Below are 13,911 nucleotides of genomic sequence, written 5' to 3' on the forward strand. Positions count from 1 at the left end.
TCTCTGGAATGTCAGGCCGCGACGTCAATCCAGAGCGCGTTGCAGTCCTGCGAGGAGCGCAGCGTCAGGCCTCCCCGGTGCAGCTGTGCCCCCTCGCCCCTGGCGAGGACTCGCCCTTGCCCCAGTTGCAGGGCGGCATCCAGGGACAGCAGATAGCCGGCACGTCCCGGGGCCACCTCGAGTGCGGTGTCCTGTCCCGCCGCCAGGTCCAGCCACCACACGCGCGCGTCGCTCCGAAGGGGCATCACCTCGTCCCCGGCCATCAGGTGGCGGCCTCCTCGTGCATCGTGCGGTACGGAGCGGCGGAAGTAGGCGGGTGCACCGCCGTGCTGCTTGGGGGTGAACCACAGCTGAAGCATCCGCGTGTCTTCATCCGTCTCGTTGCCCTCGGCGTGGACCATGCCGTCCCGGGCCGAAATCAACTGCACCTCGCGTGGGCGCAGGGTCGCCCCGTGGGACTGGTCCCCGTGGTGGCTCAGCTCGCCGCTGAGGACGATGCTCAGAATCTCCATCTCCCGGTGCGGGTGGAGCGGGAAGCGCGAGCGCGGCGCGAAGGTGGCATCCGCCAGGACCAGAAGGCTGCCGAGCGGGCGTCCCTGGCCTGCGCTGGGGCCCACGGTGGCGATGAAGTGGTCGTGCAGGCGCAGCCAGGGCAGCTCCGTGACCGGCAAGGACGAGAGCGGGCGCAGGCGGACGTCAGCGACGGGCGCAGGCTTTGGAGGAGGGGAACAGCCGAGCACGGTGAGCCCCAACAGCTGGGCGCCGCCGCGCACCAGCGCACGGCGTCCGAGCTTCACGCCTCGCTCCTTGCCCGCTTCGTCGCCCGAGCGAGCGCTTCGAGCATGCGCGGTCCGGTCATGAAGCCGCTCGCGAGCACTTCGAGGCCGGCGCCGCCACGGAAGAGCACGGTGGGGAACCCGCTCACGCCCAGGGCCCGGACCTCCTGGAACTCGTTCGCCGTCGCCCGCTTCGCGTCCGCATGGTCGAACCGGTTCAGGAACACCCTGAAGTCGAGGCCGTGCGCGGCGCAGATGCTCTCGTAGAAGGCCGCCACGGTCGGGTCCTCTCCGTCGGCGTAGAACTTCCGCTGCATGGAGGCAAACACCTCGTACGCGCGCGTCTCCGGTCCCGGCATCTCCTCGAGCATCCCGCGCATGACGAGGAACGCGCGGCACGCAGGCTCGGTGTCGTAGTTGAACTCCGCCCGGTCGAGGAACCGGGTGGAGAACGGCTGCCCGGTGCGCGCGGCAATCTCTTCCCAGTGGTGGCGCAGGAAGCCTTTGAACCGCTCGTTCCAGGGGTCCCCGCCTCCTGCACGGAGCCCGCCCACCCGGATGCGGAAGGGGATACCCCTGCGGATTGCCTCCGCCTCCAGTTCGCGGAGGCCGGGCGATCCCCCCCAGCACCAGGAGCACATCGGGTCCCCCACATAGAGCACTTCTCCCACGGGCCCCTCGGCGCTCGGCCCGGCGCTCGTCTGCGCCGCGCCGGGGAGCGCGCACGTCCCAGTCTCGGGGTCACACAGCGCCTGCACGTCAGAGGGCGTCTCGTGCTCGTTGTCGTGAGGGACAGGGACCATGTGTTGCTCCTGCGGGAGTGGCGTCATTGCCACGCCCCGAGAGATAGCCCCAGCCCCCGACGTTGACGACGCCCGCGGACGCGCACAGCATGTGCGTTCATGCACATCGCCTGGGACGACCTGCAGACGGTGGAGGCGCTGGTGCGCACGGGGAGCGTCGTGGGCGCGGCGCGCGAGCTCTCGCTGCGCCACTCGACCATCTCGCGGCGGGTGGACGCCCTCGAGCGCGTGCTCGGGGTGCCGCTCTTCCTGCGTGGGGCGACGTTGCGCCCGACGCCGCTCGGCCTCGCCATTGCCGAGCGCGCGGGCCGCATGCACCCCCACGCCCTGGACGTGGGGGCACTCATCGAGGAGCAGCGCCGGGCGCGCGCAGGCCGGCTCGTCATCACCACGAATGAAGTGCTGGCGTCACTGCTGTTCGGCGCGCTGCGCACGTGCGGCTTCGCGCAGCGGGTCCAGGTGCGCATCTCCGAGAGCGAACTGGCGCTGGAGCCCGGGGTGACGGATCTGGCCTTACGGCCGAGTCACACGCCGGGCGGTGCGCTGCGGGGACAGCAACTGGGGAGGCTGCGGCTCGGAGTGTTCCGGGCGCGGGCCGCAAGGCAAGACTCGGCGGCCTGGGTCCTGCCATCAGGGAACCTGCGCACCCGATCCTCCATGCGCTGGTGGAAGGCTGTCCCTGAGGACGCGGAGTCCCTCGTGGAGTGCGACACGCTGCTTGGAATCAGGGCTGCCTGCGTCGCGGGTCTGGGGCGGAGCGTGCTCCCGGCGCTGCTCGCGGAAGGGGACCCGCGCCTGGTGCTGGAGGAGGAACTCCCGGGCGGCCCACCAGTGTGGCTGCTGTCCGCCGCCACCCGGCGCGCGGACGTGGCCCTCCGGCGGGCGCGGGAGTCACTCTCCAAAGCACTCCGGAGCGCCCCAGGCGTGTGGGAGGCCTGAGGTCCTCAGGACGGGAAGGCGCTCTCCCTGAGCGATCTTCTCGACGGCCGAAGCCAAAGAGAAAGGTTCTCGCGTCGCGGGTCACCAAAACCACGGAACACTCTTCATTAGCCCGGCGGCGGCACCGCCCAACACCAGCCAGGCCGAGTTGACCCGCCAGCGAAGAAGCAACACCGCGCCGAACACGGCCAGGGCCACCGTCCAGCCATCCACCAATGCCGCGCGTCCCAGCTGCCATGTCACCACGGCCATGAGGGCCAGCGACGCCGCGTTGACGCCATCGAGCACCGCACCCGCGGTCCGAGACCGGCGAAGCCGGGGCACCAGGGGGCCGCTCAGCGCCACGAAGACGAAGGCGGGCAGGAAGATGCCCAGCGTCGCGAGCCCCGCGCCGGGCGTTCCGCCCACCAGGTAGCCGATGAATGTCGCCGTGGTGAAGACAGGGCCCGGCGTGAACTGGCCCACGGCCACCGCGTCCAGGAGCTGGGCCTCGGTGAGCCAGCCCCAGCGTTCGACGAGATCCGCTCGGAGGAAGGCAAGCAGGACGTAGCCGCTGCCGAACAGCACGCTGCCGACCTTGAGGAAGAACAGGAAGAGGCCACCCAAGCTGAACGGCACGGCGGCCGTGGCAGCCATGACTGTGACGCCGTGGAGGGCGAAAGGCGTCAGCGTGAGCGCCGACCTGGAAGCTGGAGCGGATCGAAAGTGGTTCCAGGCCGCCAGGGAACCGCCGGCCAGGGCCAGGATGAGCAGTTCGTTGACGCCAAGAGCACTCGCCACGGCTGAACCGGCGGCCACGGCGATCCGGGGGCGCGTCGTCAGGGCCGTCTTACCGAGGCCCCACAGGGCCTGGAGCACCACGGCAAGGATGACGGGTTTCACGCCGTACAGCAGGGCGCCGGCTTGCGGCAGGGTGCCAAAACGCACGTAGGCCCACGCCGCCGCGAGCGTCAGGAGCATCGCCGGGACGATGAAGCACGTGCCGGCCACGAGCAGTCCGGGCCAGCCGGCACGCCGGTGGCCGAGGTGGATGGCCAGCTCCGTGGAGTTCGGGCCCGGGATGAGGTTGGTGGCGCCCAGCAGGTCGAGGAACTCCTCAGGGGACAGCCACCGGCGCCGCCGAACGAGTTCGTCTTCCATCATCGCGATGTGCGCGGCAGGGCCCCCGAAGGCCGTCAGACCCAGCCGGAGGAAGACCTGCGCGACCTCGCCAAGCGAGCCCCGGGTGACGTCGCCGGAATGAGGGGAGTCCATGCGCCGAAGGAGCCTCGTCGTGAACCAGAACCGGCGGAAAGCGCGGCCATGGTGCCACGGCGCCGGGCAGGGACGATCCTCAACGACCCCCACCTAGGCCCCAGAGGCTTAGTTTACATAACGCTTCTTATCAGACCTTATGACTGGGGGTCCCCCAAGGATTCCAGGCGCTTCCCCGGCCCGCCCAGGGCCTCCATGGACGTTCGCGTAACCGGCCCAGCCCGCGCCTTGGTTCCGCCGTTCATGTGTCGCCGGGCTCATCGACGTGGTCCAGGTACGCCTCCAGCCATGCGTCCACCCATCGCCGAACATATCGTCGGCCACCAACCGCCCGGCATCGGCCGTGGAATCTCGTGCTTCCCGAGCCCGGCTCCGGAACGTACCTTGCCGCCCCATGCGCCTCTTCCGACGAACCGGACTCGCCGCGCTTTGCGGCCTCACCGCGGCCCTGCTGACGGGCTGCCCTGACAAGACGGCCCAGGCCCCCGTGGACGGCGGCGTTACCAGCGCCACGGCGGCCCCGGACTCGGGTCCCGAGGCCGTGGTCTTCACGCTCCAGTACCTGTCGCCGGATGGTGGCTCCGCGCTCATCCCCCTGGCTCTGGAGGAAAAGCCGCTCGTGGAGCCCACCTCCGACCTGGAGCTGCGCAGCACCCTGGGCCTCAAGAACTACCGCGTCCGGCTCATGGACGAAGCCGACCGGGCCATGGTCTCCGACGACTCCGTGTCCGAGGCCGATGACGGCCTCGTGTACCGCATCCACCTGCCGCAGCCGCTCAAGACCGGCTACTCGTACACCCTCGTCGTGGACTCGCAGACCGGCACGTCGTTCCAGGACTCGCTCGGCCGCGACGTCGAGGACCTCCGGGCTTCGTTCCAGATCATCGGCGACAAGGAAAAGCCCAAGCCGCCTCCGCCGCCCGCCAAGGGCGGCAAGAAGAAGTCCAGGTAGCCGTCACTCCTGCGTTTCGGACTGCCCCGGCGCCTGATCCGGCAACGGCTCGGGCGTGGCCGGTGCCGGGGTCGGCAGGTTCAGCGCCGTGCGCAGCTCCCGCAGCTTCGCCTGGATGAGCCGCATGTTCCCCGGGCCCATCCGCAGCAGGTGCTTCTGGGCCTTGCTCAGGCCCTCCAGCTCCGGCGACGCATAGACATACAGCGCGCCCTTGGACTCCACCTCCACCGGCCCCTTCGGCACCGGCACCACCAACAGGTGCTGGATGGCTCGGCCGAACGCCGTCTCGAAGTGCTGATCCGGCGGTGCAGTCTCCCGGTACGCCTGATCGAAGAGCGGCTTCAGCTCCCGGTACACCATCGCCGCGCCGGACGCGTCCAGCGACCCCAGCACCCGCGCCACCAGGTCGTAGCGCGCGTAGCTCAACGGCGCGATCTCCGAGCGCCCGTTCGCCCCGGCCGCGCCCACCTGGAACGCCCCCACGGGCGCCATGAACAACAGCGAAGCCCGAGGACTCTCGCCTTCAGCGATGTTGCTCACGGACGCGGTGAACCGGCGCGCCAGGTCGCGCTCCTGGAGCCACTTCGCCAACTCCGGGTCCACCGACAGCTTGCCCACCAGGTCGCGGATGCGGCCGTCGCTCTCCGGCAGCGACACCTCCGGAGGCACCTCCGCCACGCCAGCGTCCACGACGGGCGTTGCCGTCACCACCGGCGCCTCGGACTGCCGCCTCAGGCCGAAGTACGAACCGACCACGCCCACGACCATCAGCGCGACCAGGATGCCCAGGACCTTGCCCCGAGACGGTGCCTTCGGCGGCTCGGCCTCCGGCGTCGGCGGAATGGCTCCAGGGCCCTGATTCACGAAGTTCGGATCGCTCATGGTCCCGGACCTTACAGACAGGCCTCCGAGCCATTCCACGCGCGCGTGAACAATCCGCGCCGTCTGTGTTCACCGCGCGGAGAGGACCTCGTCTGGCAGGCGCCAGAGCTGGCCGTCCTCCGGCGACAGAATGAAGCCGCCGGGCAACAGGTGCACCGACGTGACGGCCTCCGTGGACAACGGCAGCTCCCACGCGCACACGGGCCGCAGCGACGCGGGGTCCAGTTGAAGCAGGTACCACTCCCCCGCCTCCAACAGGTCCTCCACCGCCACCAGCACCGCCCGCTCCGTCACCAGCCCGCTGTACCCCGTGGCGAGCGTGCCCTGCTCCGGCAGCAGGAACTCCGCCGCCAGCGTGGCCTCCGGGTACGTCCAGCGCCGCACCCAGGTGCCGCCCACGCCAACGAAGCCCGAGCCGTCCAGAAGGAACCCCGCCGGATAGAACGGCGCCTCCACCGAAGCCACCGCCGCGCCACGCACGAGCCCCGTGGCGCCGCGCTCCACGAACGTGAGCCACGTGCCCTCCTGGCCCAGGCTCACCGCCACGCCCATCACCGGCAGGCTCGGATGCGGCATCCATTCGTGCAGCCCGTCCAGGTCGTCTTCACCCAGCGTCGGCGCCCCGAGCTCGAGCCCCGCCTCCGTCCCCGCTACGTCCGATAACGTTCGGGCATCCAGGACGCGCAGCGACGCCCGCCCATCCTGGACGCCGCTCGTCCACAGGCCCTCGCCGGTGATGTCGAACCCCAGGGCCTGCGTGTTCCGCGTCCAGGTCCGCGCGGGCGTGTCCACCGGACTCCCGTCCAGCGCACGGCCCACCATCTCGATGCGCCCCGGGCCCAGCACCGCCGCGCACCCGAGCGACGGATGCAACGCCACGAGCCCCGCGGTCCTGGGCAGCTCCAGCGCACGCTCCGGCGGCCAGGACTCCCGCGCCCCGAGCACGGCCAGGCGCCGCATTCCCACGGCCAGCCCCACCGCGACGTCCGAGCCCGAGGCCGCGGGAGGCAGCACGAAGCCGTCACCCGCCCACTCCGCGTCCATCACCGGCAGGGTCGTGATCCGGGTGAGCGCCACGCGGCGGCTGGGGATGCCCCACGGCGTGCCGGGCCGCGGCCGGCCAACCCAAGGCACGACCTGGCCGCTCAGGAATCCTGCTCCATGGCCCGCACGCGCGCGAGCGTGTCCACGTCGCGCTCGGTGGGGCCCAACTCCAGGAGCAGCCGGCTCACGTCGTACAGCAGGTCGCCGCGCTCGAAGACCTTCAGCCGGGGGACGTCCAGGTTCAGGTCGTCCGCGCCCTTGTTGTACGCAAGGTCCATCAGCGACCGGAGCTGGAACGAGTCGTAGAGGTTGTACTCGACCAGGTAGCGCAGGGCCTCCACGTCGCCGCGCCGCAGGTACGCACGCCACAGCAACACCGCGTCGTAGCCGTTCGCCCCCTTCAGGTGCGGCGGCCGTCCCACGCCCAGCTTCTCCTCGATCTCCTTCAGCCCGCCGCCCATCCCCAGCCGCCGCGTCACGAAGCGCAGGTCGATGTGCGCCTCCGGCACCGGGAAGTTCTTCTCGCCGAAGTACTCCTTCAGCACCGGCACGTCGAAGCACGAGCCGTTGAACGTCACCCACAGCCGCCGCTTCGCCATGGCCTCTGGCAGCGCGTCCATGTTCCGGCCCTGGATGAAGACGTGCAGCCCCGCGGCGTCGAACAGGCTCACCACCGTGGGCACCTGCGTCTTGCTGCCGTCCGTCTCGATGTCGAAGTAGACGGCGTCGTCCTGGAACTCCGGGAACAGACGCCAGTGCTCGCGTGGCGGCACCATGCGGGCCAGGTCCTTCAAGTCGCGCCGGGCCAGCGCCGCCCGGGCCTCCGCGATGCGCTCGCGGGCCGCCGTGTCCGCCTTGCGGCTGATGACGATGCCGCCGTCCGGGAAGTCATCCCAGGTCCGGATGCCCTTGGACCACAGGTCCTTCTCGCGCCACGGCCCCACGCCGGGGATGAGCTGGAACGTGTGCAACAGCATCAATCGAGCGCACCCAGCCTTCCCGCCAGCAGATCATCCAGGAGCGGCACGTCCGCCTCGCAGAACGGCAGCGCCTGCATCTCCGTGGGCGTGTGGAACGCCAGCTGGTGCGCGCCCAGCGGCTTCGGCTCACCGGACACAATCGTGGCCGCGAGCAGCACCAGCTCCACCGTGAGGTCCGGGTACGTGTGCCGGCCCTCCCACAGGCGGCGGCCCACGGACAGCTCCACGTCCAGCTCCTCGCGGCACTCGCGCGCGAGAGCGGCCTCGTCCGTTTCGCCCGCCTCCACCTTGCCGCCGGGGAACTCCCAGAGGAGCGCGCGGCTCCCACCGGGAAGGCGCTGCTGGACCAGGTACCGCGGCCCGCCGTCTTCCGGACCGGGCCTGGGAATCAGCGCGGCCACCACCCGCACCGTCCGGGGCACGGCGCGCGTCACCCGCGCGGCCCCTTCTTCACGTCGTTCATGTCCAGCGCGTACAGGTACGCGTTGTTGGACAGCACGTACACCCGCGAGCCCACCACGAACGGCGGCGCGGAGATGCCCACGCCCGGGTTCCACGCCAGGCGCGACTTGCCCGTCGTCGGATCCACGAACAGCAGCGCACGCTCGTTGGGCACCAGGAGCATTCCCCGCGCCAACACCGGAGCGAACGCCGTCTTGTCCTTGAGGGGGAGCGACCAGATGAGCTTCCCCGTCTCTCCCAGGTAGGCGTCCAGGCGGCCGTCGCCAGTGGCGAACACCACCTCGCCGCGCGACAGGAGCGACGTCAGGCCACCCACGCTGGCGTTCCAGATGACGGCGCCGGTGTCCGCCTCCAGGGCGTACAGGCCGTTCTTGTACGAGGCCACATACAGCCGCCCCGCCGAGTCGATGGCGGGCGTGGTGTCCACGTCCAGGAACTCCGTGCCCGCGCCCGACAGGGACTTCTCCCAGACGACGCCGCCGTCCTCCACCTTGAGGGCGACGAGGAAGCCGTCGGAGAAGCCGACGTACGCGGTGTCCTGGTCCACCTTCGGCGCGGAGGCGCCCCGGATGGTGAAGCCGGACGGCGGATCGCGCCGGTACTGCCACACCCAGGTGCCGTCCGTGGCCTTCACCGCGAACACCGTGTCGGTGTCCGTGGCCACCAGCACCAGGCCGTCCGCGAGCACCGGCACCGTGGCCAGGGACTCGCTGGTGGCGTACTTCCACTTCACCGCGCCGGTGCGTCCGTCCAGCGCGTACAGCACGCCATCCCCGCCCGGCAGGTAGACGACGCCCTCGCTGACCAGGCCGCCCGCGAGCGCCCGGGCCCCCGTGCGGAAGGTCCAGGACACCTTCGCGTCCGGCCCCACCGCGCGGACATAACCGTCACGCGTCTGCACGATGACGTTCCGGCTGTCCGGGTCGTACACCGGAGAGGCGGGCTCGCGCGGCGAGTACTCCAGCAGCGGGACCTTGTCGACGAGCCCCGTCCACCAGTTCACCTGGAAGAAATCCACCGGCGGCTGACGGGGCGCCGCGGGCAGCTCCGGGTTGCCGTACAGCGGCGCCGTCGCGCACCCGGCCAGGAGCCCTACCCCGGCCACCATTCCCACCCACCGCTTCCACCGAGCAAGCCGCATGGTCATGAGCGCGCTACGGCTGACCCGAGTCCGTGGCCGGCGCGGCGGGAGGTGCCGGAGTGGGCACCTTCACGCCCTCCGCGGCCAGCACCGCCATGCGCTCGGTGGCCTGACGGGCCGCGGCGCTGCCCGGGTGGTCCGTCGGAATCTTCGACAGCACCTGGGCGGCGTCGTCCTTCTTGCCCTGCAGAATGAGCATGCGCGCCTTGTGGTACGCGCCCATGCCGACCAGGTACTCGCCGGTGTCCGCCTTCTCCATCGCCTCGAAGGAGGTGATGGCCTGGGCGTAGTCACCCTTGGCCTCGTAGGCGTAGCCCTGGCCTTCCAGGGCGCTCGCGCGCAGGGCGTCGTTCTCCGGGGCGCCCTTGAGGAAGACGTCCAGGGACGCCAGGGCGTCGTCGTTCTTGCCCAGCCGGAACTCGGCCTTGGCCTGCGGCAGGGCGGCCGTCGTCGCCGAGCGGGTGCCGCCGTGCTCCTTGCGGAAGGCGGCCAGCTGCTTCACGACCTCCTCGTCGCGGGCCCCCTCCGTGGGGAACGGGGGCTCCGTGGCGGACGGGTCCGCCGGGTCCACGCCCGTCACGGGGCGGTCCAGGACGGTGAGCGCCTGGCCCAGGGCCATGGAGGCAGTCTCCTCGCCGCGCTTGGAGACCTCACTGGCGATGGCCACGCCCACCGCGCCCAGCACGAGCACGCCCGCGCCGATGGCGAGGAACTTCTGGCGCTGCATCAGCCAGTCCCGCGCGTCCGCTCCCGCCTTCTGGAAGGCGTCCGGCTGACGAAGCTCCTGCTGGCGAATCTTCTCGGTCTTCTGCTGGGCCACGATGAGGGGACCTCTCTCCGGCTCGACGGTGCTCTTCGCTCTGGGAAAGCGGCGCACTGTAAAGAGCGCCCGCTGGGAGTGTCAACGCGCGAGCGCGGTCAGTCGCGCCCTGCCCGCTTCCCGCCCTTGCCACCCTTGCCGGCCAGGTGCGGCTTCTTGCGCGCCTCGCGCTTGGCCTTGCCTGGCCGCTCGCGGAAGAGCAGGCGGATGGGGACCCGCAAATCGAACGTCTTGCGGATCTGGTTGGTGATGTACCGCTTGTACATGTCCGGCACGCCCTGCGGCTCGTTGCAGGTGAGGGTGAAGGTCGGCGGGGCCGCCGCCACCTGGGCGATGTAGTACAGGCGCAGCGGCTTGCTCTTCACGATGGGCGCCGGGTTGTTGTCCACCATGTAATCCAGCAGCTTGTTGAGCTGCGGGGTGGGCGCCCGGAAGCGGAACTGCTTGGCCAGCTCCACCGCCACGTCCACGACCTTCTCCACCTTGGAGCCGTGCAGGGCGGACGTGAAGATGACCGGCGCGTAGCCCACGAACTTGAGGGCGATCTTGAGGTCCTCGCGGAAGGCCTCCTGGCGGCGCTTGTCCTCCGCGATGAGGTCCCACTTGTTCACCACGATGACCAGCGCGCGACCGCGGTCCATGGACAGGCCCGCGAGCTTCGCGTCCTGGTCCACCGCGGGCTCCGTGGCGTCCATCAGCAGCACCGCCACGTCGCTGCGCTCCAGCACCTTCAGCGCCGCGATGACGGAGTACTGCTCCACCTGGTGCGCGATGGTCTTCTTGCGCCGGATGCCCGCGGTGTCCGTGAGGATGAGCTGGTTGCCCTTGTACGTGACTTCCGAGTCGATGGGGTCACGCGTGGTGCCGGCGACCTCGCTGGTGACGACGCGCTTCTCCTTGAGGATGGCGTTGACCAGCGTGCTCTTGCCCACGTTGGGCCGGCCGATGATGGCCACGCGGATCTTCCCGTCGTCCGGCGGCGCCTCCGAGTCCTCGCCCTCCTGCTTCTCCGGGAGTTTGGACACCACGGAGTCCATCAGGCTGCCCATGCCGAGGTTGTGCTCGGCGGACATGGCGTTCACGTCGCCCAGGCCCAGGCGGAAGAACTCGCCGGACAGCGACTGCATCAGCCCGGTCTCGTTGTCCAGCTTGTTGGCCGCCACGACGACGGGCTTGCCCGACTTGCGCAGGTAGTTGGCGACGGCCTCGTCCGCCGTCGTCATGCCCGCGCGGGCATCCACGACGAAGATGATGACGTCGCACTCCTCCACCGCGAACTGCGCCTGCTCGCGCACCTGCTTGAGCAGCGTGTCCTTCTCACCGGGGACGAAGCCGCCCGTGTCGATGAGGGTGAAGGCGCGGCCCTCCCACTCCGCGTCGGAGTAGTGCCGGTCGCGGGTGACGCCGGGCTCGTCCTGCACGAGCGCGATACGGCGGCCCACCAGGCGGTTGAACAGCGTGCTCTTGCCCACGTTGGGGCGACCGACAATGGCGACCAGCGGCTTCATGGAGTCTCTTTCGACAGCGACGACGACTTCGAATGCAACGACGTCAGCGACACAAACTTCCGCGGCGACATCACTCGTAACCCAGCTTCCTCAGACCCGCGGCGCGCTCGCTCCAGCGGGCCTCCACGCGCACGCGCAGGTCCAGGTACACGTGCGCACCCAGCAGGCGCTGCACGGACTTGCGAGCGTCCGTGCCAATGAGCTTCAGCATCTGCCCCTGCTTGCCAATCAGGATGGCCTTCTGGCTGTCGCGCTCCACGTAGATGGACGCCGCGATGCGGATGAGGCCGCCCAGCTGGCCGGGGGGCGTGCCGGGGCGCGGCTCGCGCTCGGATTCGTCGAACACGTCCACCAGCACCGCGGTGGAGTACGGAATCTCCTGACGGCAGTGCCGGAGCACCTGCTCGCGGATGTACTCCGCCACCAGCACGCGCTCCTGCTGGTCCGTGAGCATGTCCTCCGCGAAGAGGGGCTCGCCCTCCTGCAGGTGGCCCAGCACGACCTGGAACAGGTGGTCCACGCCGTCCTTCTCCCGCGCGGAGATGGGCACCACCTCCGCGAAGGGGAACTCCTGGCCGTAGAGCGCGATGAGCGGCAGCAGCTTCGCCTTGGGGATGGAGTCGATCTTGTTGATGACCAGGAAGGTGGGCTTGCCCACCTTCTCCAGCCGCTCGAGGATGGCGCGGTTGCCCGGCGTCACGTCCAGCGTCTCGCCCTGGGGCGGCTCGATGAGGAAGAGGACCAGGTCCACCTCCTCGGCCGCGGAGATGGCGGCCTCCACCATGTAGCGGTTGAGCTCTCCCTTGGCCTGGTGGATGCCGGGAGTGTCGATGAACGCCACCTGCCCTTCCGGACGCGTCACCACGCCCAGGATGCGGTTGCGGGTGGTCTGCGGCTTGGGCGAAACGATGGCGATCTTCTCGCCTGTGAGCGCGTTGAGCAGCGTGCTCTTGCCCACGTTGGGCCGGCCGATGAGCGCGGCGAAGCCAGCGCGAGGGGTCTTCTTCTGGGACTGAGAGGCCATACTTCCGGAGATGATCAGTGGGCCTTCCGACTCCGACTTCGGGAAGGCCCCGTGGGAACTGCCAGGGTACGGCGGCGGACTGCTTACGAAGGCCGCGCCGTGGAGATGGTCAACGTCTGGATGCGCACGTCCCGGCGGGGACGGTCGCTTGAATCCTTGGGAAGCTCATTGGCGATGCGGTCCACCACGTCCTGCCCTTCCACCACCTCGCCGAAGATGGTGTACCGGTTGTCCAGGTGGGGCTGCGGCGCCGCGGTGATGAAGAACTGACTGCCGTTGGTGTTGGGGCCCGTGTTGCCCATGGCCAGAACACCCTTCTTGTCGAAACGCCGGCCGCTCTGGAACTCATCCTCGAAACGGAAGCCCGGCCCGTTGTTGCCCCGGCTGGTCGGGTCCCCGCCCTGAATCATGAAGTCCTTGATGCAGCGGAAGAAGAGCGTCCCGTCGTAGAGCGGGCGGCCGTGCTGGGGCTGGAACGTCACCGGGTCCTTCCAGGGCTTCTCCCCGGTGGCCAGCCCCACGAAGTTCTCCACCGTCTTGGGCGAGTCCTTGGAGAACAGGCGCACCACGATGCGCCCCTCCGTCGTCTGGAAGGTGCCGAACAGCTCCGTGCCCGCGTGGGCCAGCTCCATGAAGCTCATTGCGGGGTGCCCTTCTTGGGGGCGGCGGGCTTGGGCGCGGCCGGCTTCTTGGGCGCCTTCTCACTCAGCGTCACCGTTTCCAGGACCACGGGCGTCTGCGGGCGGTCCTGCGCGCTGCGCGGCACGGTGCCAATCTTCTCCACCACGTCGTAGCCGGTGACGACCTCGCCGAAGATGGTGTGGCGGCCGGTGAGGTGCGCGGGCGTGGCGGTGGTGATGAAGAACTGGCTGCCGTTGGTGTTGGGGCCCGCGTTGGCCATGGCCAGGATGCCCGGCTTGTCGAAGCCGCGGCCGCTCTGGAACTCGTCCTCGAAGCGGAAGCCCGGGTCACCCCGGCCGGTGCCGGTGGGGTCGCCGCCTTGAATCATGAAGCCCGGGATGACGCGGTGGAAGACGGTGCCGGCGTAGAGCGGCTTGCCCTTCACCGGGTCGCCCGTCTTCGGATCCGTCCAGGCCTTCTCGCCCGTGGCCAGACCCACGAAGTTCTCCACCGTCTTGGGCGCGTCCTTGGAGAAGAGCTTCACGGTGATGACGCCCTGGCTCGTCTTCAGCGTCGCGTAGAGGTCCTTGCCGGCCTGGACCTTCTTCGTCCAGGGGCCCGCGGCGGGCTCGGCGGCCAACGCCGCGACGGCGGCCAGCGCCACGGCTGTATCTTATACACATCTCCGAGCCCACGAGACGCTCA

Annotated in this window: 15 protein-coding genes; 2 read left to right on the forward strand and 13 right to left on the reverse strand. The window is 69.9% G+C overall.

The window, feature by feature from the left end:
• Positions 1 to 11: 11 nt before the first annotated feature.
• Entirely contained in the window at positions 12 to 797 is a 786-nt protein-coding gene (locus D7Y15_RS45855; protein ID WP_233605013.1) for a pirin family protein, read from the reverse strand.
• Entirely contained in the window at positions 794 to 1,579 is a 786-nt protein-coding gene (locus tag D7Y15_RS19170) for a DsbA family protein (protein ID WP_121753496.1), read from the reverse strand. Before D7Y15_RS19170 ends, D7Y15_RS45855 begins: the two co-directional genes overlap by 4 nt.
• Positions 1,580 to 1,678: 99 nt before the next feature.
• Here D7Y15_RS19170 and D7Y15_RS19175 point away from each other — a divergent pair, with 99 nt between their 5' ends.
• Positions 1,679 to 2,518, forward strand: coding sequence for a LysR family transcriptional regulator (locus D7Y15_RS19175; protein ID WP_120576886.1), 840 nt, complete (start codon positions 1,679 to 1,681; stop codon positions 2,516 to 2,518).
• Between the two features lie 81 nt (positions 2,519 to 2,599).
• On the opposite strand, the gene chrA is transcribed toward D7Y15_RS19175, so the two are convergent.
• Entirely contained in the window at positions 2,600 to 3,772 is a 1,173-nt protein-coding gene (chrA, locus tag D7Y15_RS19180) for a chromate efflux transporter (RefSeq protein ID WP_120576885.1), read from the reverse strand.
• Positions 3,773 to 4,166: 394 nt separating this feature from the next.
• Here chrA and D7Y15_RS19185 point away from each other — a divergent pair, with 394 nt between their 5' ends.
• A complete protein-coding gene (locus tag D7Y15_RS19185) occupies positions 4,167 to 4,724 on the forward strand; it encodes a hypothetical protein (RefSeq protein WP_121753497.1) in 558 nt (185 codons plus the stop codon).
• Positions 4,725 to 4,727: 3 nt separating this feature from the next.
• Here the strand turns inward: D7Y15_RS19185 and D7Y15_RS19190 are convergent, their stop codons facing one another.
• The 10 genes from D7Y15_RS19190 to D7Y15_RS19235 all read right to left on the reverse strand — a co-directional run bounded on the left by D7Y15_RS19190 (position 4,728) and on the right by D7Y15_RS19235 (position 13,870).
• Positions 4,728 to 5,606 (reverse strand): DUF3014 domain-containing protein, encoded by an 879-nt coding sequence (locus tag D7Y15_RS19190; RefSeq protein ID WP_121753498.1) that lies wholly within the window; start codon positions 5,604 to 5,606, stop codon positions 4,728 to 4,730.
• A gap of 69 nt (positions 5,607 to 5,675) precedes the next feature.
• Positions 5,676 to 6,740, reverse strand: coding sequence for a hypothetical protein (locus tag D7Y15_RS19195; RefSeq protein ID WP_121753499.1), 1,065 nt, complete (start codon positions 6,738 to 6,740; stop codon positions 5,676 to 5,678).
• A gap of 11 nt (positions 6,741 to 6,751) precedes the next feature.
• Positions 6,752 to 7,627 (reverse strand): ribonuclease H-like domain-containing protein, encoded by an 876-nt coding sequence (locus D7Y15_RS19200; protein ID WP_121753500.1) that lies wholly within the window; start codon positions 7,625 to 7,627, stop codon positions 6,752 to 6,754.
• Positions 7,627 to 8,064 (reverse strand): (deoxy)nucleoside triphosphate pyrophosphohydrolase, encoded by a 438-nt coding sequence (locus tag D7Y15_RS19205; protein WP_120576879.1) that lies wholly within the window; start codon positions 8,062 to 8,064, stop codon positions 7,627 to 7,629. Before D7Y15_RS19205 ends, D7Y15_RS19200 begins: the two co-directional genes overlap by 1 nt.
• Positions 8,061 to 9,200, reverse strand: a complete 1,140-nt coding sequence (locus tag D7Y15_RS19210; protein WP_233605015.1) for a PQQ-binding-like beta-propeller repeat protein — start codon at positions 9,198 to 9,200, stop codon at positions 8,061 to 8,063. The genes D7Y15_RS19205 and D7Y15_RS19210 overlap by 4 nt, the downstream gene beginning before the upstream one ends.
• Positions 9,201 to 9,246: 46 nt before the next feature.
• On the reverse strand, positions 9,247 to 10,053 hold the full coding sequence (locus D7Y15_RS19215; protein ID WP_121753502.1) for a tol-pal system YbgF family protein: 807 nt from the start codon (positions 10,051 to 10,053) through the stop codon (positions 9,247 to 9,249).
• Positions 10,054 to 10,151: 98 nt separating this feature from the next.
• Positions 10,152 to 11,561 (reverse strand): ribosome biogenesis GTPase Der, encoded by a 1,410-nt coding sequence (gene der / locus D7Y15_RS19220; RefSeq protein ID WP_120576877.1) that lies wholly within the window; start codon positions 11,559 to 11,561, stop codon positions 10,152 to 10,154.
• A gap of 70 nt (positions 11,562 to 11,631) precedes the next feature.
• Positions 11,632 to 12,585: a GTPase Era gene (era, locus tag D7Y15_RS19225; RefSeq protein WP_121753503.1), complete on the reverse strand. Its 954-nt coding sequence runs from the start codon at positions 12,583 to 12,585 to the stop codon at positions 11,632 to 11,634.
• A gap of 83 nt (positions 12,586 to 12,668) precedes the next feature.
• Positions 12,669 to 13,226 carry a peptidylprolyl isomerase gene (locus tag D7Y15_RS19230; protein ID WP_120576875.1) on the reverse strand — a complete coding sequence of 186 codons (558 nt, stop codon included), beginning with the start codon at positions 13,224 to 13,226 and terminating at the stop codon, positions 12,669 to 12,671.
• Positions 13,223 to 13,870: a peptidylprolyl isomerase gene (locus tag D7Y15_RS19235; protein WP_121753504.1), complete on the reverse strand. Its 648-nt coding sequence runs from the start codon at positions 13,868 to 13,870 to the stop codon at positions 13,223 to 13,225. Before D7Y15_RS19235 ends, D7Y15_RS19230 begins: the two co-directional genes overlap by 4 nt.
• Positions 13,871 to 13,911 lie beyond the last annotated feature (41 nt).

This window comes from Corallococcus sp. AB030 (assembly GCF_003668965.1).
Lineage (GTDB): Bacteria > Myxococcota > Myxococcia > Myxococcales > Myxococcaceae > Corallococcus > Corallococcus exiguus.

What these genes read in the sequence shown, in the direction of transcription:
- D7Y15_RS19170 (WP_121753496.1), bottom strand. Translation starts at nt 1,579, where the DNA reads ATGGTCCCTGTCCCTCACGACAACGAGCACGAGACGCCCTCTGACGTG.
- D7Y15_RS19175 (WP_120576886.1), top strand. Translation starts at nt 1,679, where the DNA reads ATGCACATCGCCTGGGACGACCTGCAGACGGTGGAGGCGCTGGTGCGC.
- chrA (WP_120576885.1), bottom strand. Translation starts at nt 3,772, where the DNA reads ATGGACTCCCCTCATTCCGGCGACGTCACCCGGGGCTCGCTTGGCGAG.
- D7Y15_RS19185 (WP_121753497.1), top strand. Translation starts at nt 4,167, where the DNA reads ATGCGCCTCTTCCGACGAACCGGACTCGCCGCGCTTTGCGGCCTCACC.
- D7Y15_RS19190 (WP_121753498.1), bottom strand. Translation starts at nt 5,606, where the DNA reads ATGAGCGATCCGAACTTCGTGAATCAGGGCCCTGGAGCCATTCCGCCG.
- D7Y15_RS19200 (WP_121753500.1), bottom strand. Translation starts at nt 7,627, where the DNA reads ATGCTGTTGCACACGTTCCAGCTCATCCCCGGCGTGGGGCCGTGGCGC.
- D7Y15_RS19210 (WP_233605015.1), bottom strand. Translation starts at nt 9,200, where the DNA reads ATGGTGGCCGGGGTAGGGCTCCTGGCCGGGTGCGCGACGGCGCCGCTG.
- der (WP_120576877.1), bottom strand. Translation starts at nt 11,561, where the DNA reads ATGAAGCCGCTGGTCGCCATTGTCGGTCGCCCCAACGTGGGCAAGAGC.
- era (WP_121753503.1), bottom strand. Translation starts at nt 12,585, where the DNA reads ATGGCCTCTCAGTCCCAGAAGAAGACCCCTCGCGCTGGCTTCGCCGCG.
- D7Y15_RS19230 (WP_120576875.1), bottom strand. Translation starts at nt 13,226, where the DNA reads ATGAGCTTCATGGAGCTGGCCCACGCGGGCACGGAGCTGTTCGGCACC.